We start from the raw sequence: 3,428 nt of genomic DNA, 5'->3' as shown, positions 1-3,428 counted from the left end.
CTCGTCACGCGAGGACTGCACGCGGGCAGCCGGCGCTTCGGGGGCCTTCGGGGCCGGGCGCGGGCCGGGCGTCGGAGCACCCGGGCCTGCAGGCCTGGCCTTGGCTGCCGGGGCGGCAGGGGCAGCCGGGGCGGCCGGGGCAGCCGGGGCGGCCGGGGCCGCGACGGCAGGAGCCTCGGGGGCCTTGGCTGCCGGGGCCGCCGGGGTGGACGGGGCCTGAGGGGCGGCCGGGGCCGCGGGGGTCTCGGGCTGGGCAGCAGCCTTCTTGGCTGCGGGCTTCGCGGCGGGCTTGGCCTCAGCGGCCTTGCCGTCGCCGCCGCCACGGAGCTCTGCCGGGAACGTCTCCTTGATCTTGCGGACGACCGGCGGCTCGATGGTGGACGAGGCAGAGCGCACGAACTCGCCCTGCTCCTTGAGGTGGTTGAGCAGGGTCTTGCTCTCTACTCCGAGCTCCTTGGCGAGCTCGTAGACACGGACCTTGGCCACGTTTCTCCTGTCTGGTCCGTGCCGGGACAGGCGCGGACCGTCGTTACTGCTGGGGGGTGCTCATCGCTGAGTACTCATCGGGTGCTCATCAGCGTCAAACCCGCTTTCGGTTCCCTTGTCGGACGGTTTCTTCTGCTCGATGCCTTCGAGGTGCGCCGTGACCGCTGCCGGGTCCAGGGCGGCGCTGACACGCAGCGCGCGCCCGAAGGCCCGGCGTCGGAGGGCTTTGTCAAAGCAGTCGCGTGTCGGGTGCAGCCATGCGCCACGGCCCGGCAAACGACGCCGCAGATCCGGTACAAGCAGGAACTGGCCCTGTTCATTCCGCTCCGCGACCACTCGCAGGAGTGCCGACCGGCTATCCGTTCCTCGACAGCCCACACAGGTCCGTACCGGGCGGCTCGCGCCCTGGTCAGGGGTCGTGCGGGGTTCCCGAGGATGGAGTCCAGTCCAGTCGGTCCCCACCACTCTAGCGCCTTCTGCTACCGGCGTGCGCCACCGGTGCCCTCGGCGCCCTGGCCCGAGGGCGCCGAGGCGTGACCAGCGCCACTGCCGCCGGCGGGTCCCGAGGGGGCGTTGTCGGGCCGGATGTCGATCCGCCACCCGGTGAGCTTCGCGGCCAGGCGGGCGTTCTGCCCCTCCTTGCCGATCGCGAGCGAGAGCTGGTAGTCGGGGACGACCACCCGCGCGGCGCGCAGCTGCGGGTCGACGATCTCCACCGACTCCACCCGTGAGGGCGAGAGCGCAGCGGCCACGAAGGTCTTCGGGTCCTCGGAGTAGTCGACGATGTCGATCTTCTCGCCATGGAGCTCGGTCATGACCGCCCGCACCCGGGCCCCCATCGGGCCGATGCAGGCGCCCTTGGCGTTCAGGCCCGGGACCTTCGAGTGCACCGCGATCTTGGTGCGGTGCCCCGCCTCGCGGGCGAGCGCCGCGATCTCGACGGTGCCGTCCGCGATCTCCGGGACCTCGAGGGCGAAGAGCTTGCGGACGAGGTTCGGGTGCGTGCGCGACAGGCCGATCTGCGGGCCCTTCGGGCCGCGCCGGACGCTCACGACGTAGCAGCGCAGCCGCTCGCCGTGGACGTAGCGCTCTCCGGGCACCTGCTCCGCGAGGGGCAGGATCCCCTCGACGGTGCCGAAGTCGACGAGGACGTGCCGGGGGTCGGAGCTCTGCTGGATCACCCCGGCCACGACGTCGCCCTCGCGGCCCTTGAAGTCACCGAGGATGGCCTCGTCCTCGAGGTCGCGCAGGCGCTGCACGATGACCTGGCGGGCGGTGGAGGCCGCCACCCGCCCGAAGCCGGTCGGGGTGTCGTCGAACTCCGGCCCGAGCTCGGCGCGGCCGGCCTCCTGGCCCTCCTCCGGCTCAGGGGCCTCGACCTCCTCGCGGGCCCACACCACGACGTGGCCGGTCTTGCGGTCGAGCTCGACCCGGGCGTGCTTGTAGGCGCCGTCGGTCCGGTGGTAGGCGACGAGCAGGGCCTGCTCGATGGCGGGGATGAGGACGTCGAGCGAGATGTCCCGCTCGCGCTCGAGGGCCCGCAGGGCCGCAAGGTCGATGTCCATGTTCAGTTCTCCTCGTCGCTGGTGTCGACGTCCGTGTGGTCTGGGTGCGCCTGGTCCCCCGGCCGCGAGAACTCGACCTGCACCACGGCACGGGCGAGCGCGGCATACCCGAGGTCGAGCCGGCGCGCCGGCTGCTTCTTCGTGGCGGGGACCTCGACGGTGAGGCCCTGCTCGCCCGCGCGGACGATGCGCCCCGTGACCGGGTCGCCCTCGAGCGGGGTGAGCGTGACGAGGCGCGTGACGTTGCGGCGGAAGTGCCGTGGCTCGGTGAGCGGGCGGTCGACGCCGGGCGAGGTGACCTCGAGGGTGTACGGCTGCTCCCCCATCACGTCGGAGGCATCGAGCGCGTCGCTGACGACGCGCGTGGCGTCGGCGACCTCGTCGAGGCTCAGGGCCGGGGTCGGGTCGGTGACGTCGGACCCGTCGGAGGCGAGGTCGCGGTCGATCCAGATCCGGACCAGGCGGCGGCGCCCGGTCGGGGTGACGGCGACGTCCTCGACAACCAGGCCGAGCCCGGCGAGCGGGCCCTCGACGGCAGGACGTATCTGCTGGGTGACGCTCATGCGGATCGTCCTCTCTGAAGTTCTGGGTCCGTGCGTCGCCCACTCTAGCCACGCCCGGAGGGCGCTGCATGCGCGCCCGTGCGGCCGGGCACCACCCGCGCCCGTGCCATGATCGGGCCCATGCCCGATGCCCACGCCGGTATGCCGTGTGCCCCGACCCGGCGCACCGCGCTCGGTGCGCTCGCGCTCGCCGCCGCCGCGGTGCCACTCGCCGCGTGTGGGATCCGTCTCGAGGACGACGCGCCGCGGGTGCCGCTGCTGCCGACGCGCGAGCCCGTTCCCGGCGAGGCGTTCCTGCTCGGGCTGTGGCTGGGCTCCGGGGACCTCGCCGAGCTCGCCGGCCGGGTCGGCGGGCCCTCCACGTCGCTGCCGGCCCGGCTCGCCCCGCTGCACCGGGAGCAGGTCGCCGGGCTCCGCTCGCTGCTGGACCGGCTCGGCATCCCCGACCGGGCGGTCGCCGACGCCGAGGCCGCCCACCGTGCGCAGACCGTCACGGCAGCGGGCGGCACGGGCACGACCACGGGCCCGACCACGGGCACGACCACGGGCACGGGCTCGCCCGCCACGACCGCCACCCCGTCGGGCGCCGGCAGCACTGCCACGTCGAGGCCGGTGCCGACCACCGCGGCCCCACCGACCACGGCGTCCCTGGCTGCCGCCGAGGCCGAGGCCCTCGCCCCCGAGTCGTTCACGGAGCTCGCCGCCCTGCCCGCCACCGCCGTGCCCGTGGCCGCGGCCACCCTCGCCCAGCGCGCCGCAGCGGCCACGCTGCTGGGCAAGACGGTCCGGTGGGCCGAGCAGCCCGAGGTCGAGA

At 74.3% G+C, this 3,428-nt stretch carries 5 protein-coding genes; 1 reads left to right on the top strand and 4 read right to left on the bottom strand.

The window, feature by feature from the left end; all coding sequences use genetic code 11:
• The 4 genes from VIB11_RS01055 to rimP all read right to left on the bottom strand — a co-directional run.
• The coding region (locus tag VIB11_RS01055) for a translation initiation factor IF-2 N-terminal domain-containing protein (RefSeq protein WP_332027508.1) at positions 1–486 on the bottom strand (486 nt) is incomplete at its 3' end.
• A gap of 60 nt (positions 487–546) precedes the next feature.
• Positions 547–864: a YlxR family protein gene (locus tag VIB11_RS01050; protein WP_332027506.1), complete on the bottom strand. Its 318-nt coding sequence runs from the start codon at positions 862–864 to the stop codon at positions 547–549.
• Between the two features lie 101 nt (positions 865–965).
• Complete coding sequence (gene nusA, locus VIB11_RS01045; protein ID WP_332027504.1) at positions 966–2,051, bottom strand: transcription termination factor NusA; 1,086 nt, start codon at positions 2,049–2,051, stop codon at positions 966–968.
• A gap of 2 nt (positions 2,052–2,053) precedes the next feature.
• Positions 2,054–2,614: a ribosome maturation factor RimP gene (gene rimP, locus VIB11_RS01040; protein ID WP_332027502.1), complete on the bottom strand. Its 561-nt coding sequence runs from the start codon at positions 2,612–2,614 to the stop codon at positions 2,054–2,056.
• A gap of 120 nt (positions 2,615–2,734) precedes the next feature.
• Here rimP and VIB11_RS01035 point away from each other — a divergent pair.
• Positions 2,735–3,428, top strand: a 694-nt coding sequence (locus tag VIB11_RS01035) for a hypothetical protein (protein WP_332027500.1), incomplete at its 3' end; no start/stop codon positions are given.

The sequence above is a fragment of the Pedococcus sp. genome, from assembly GCF_036554925.1.
Classification (GTDB): domain Bacteria; phylum Actinomycetota; class Actinomycetes; order Actinomycetales; family Dermatophilaceae; genus Pedococcus_A.
The sequence above is the reverse complement of the archived record's forward strand: the minus strand, read 5'-3'. Positions and strand labels throughout refer to the sequence as shown.

Bases quoted from the DNA above. Each gene is read 5' to 3' on its own strand.
- nusA (WP_332027504.1), bottom strand. From the start codon at position 2,051: ATGGACATCGACCTTGCGGCCCTGCGGGCCCTCGAGCGCGAGCGGGAC.
- rimP (WP_332027502.1), bottom strand. From the start codon at position 2,614: ATGAGCGTCACCCAGCAGATACGTCCTGCCGTCGAGGGCCCGCTCGCC.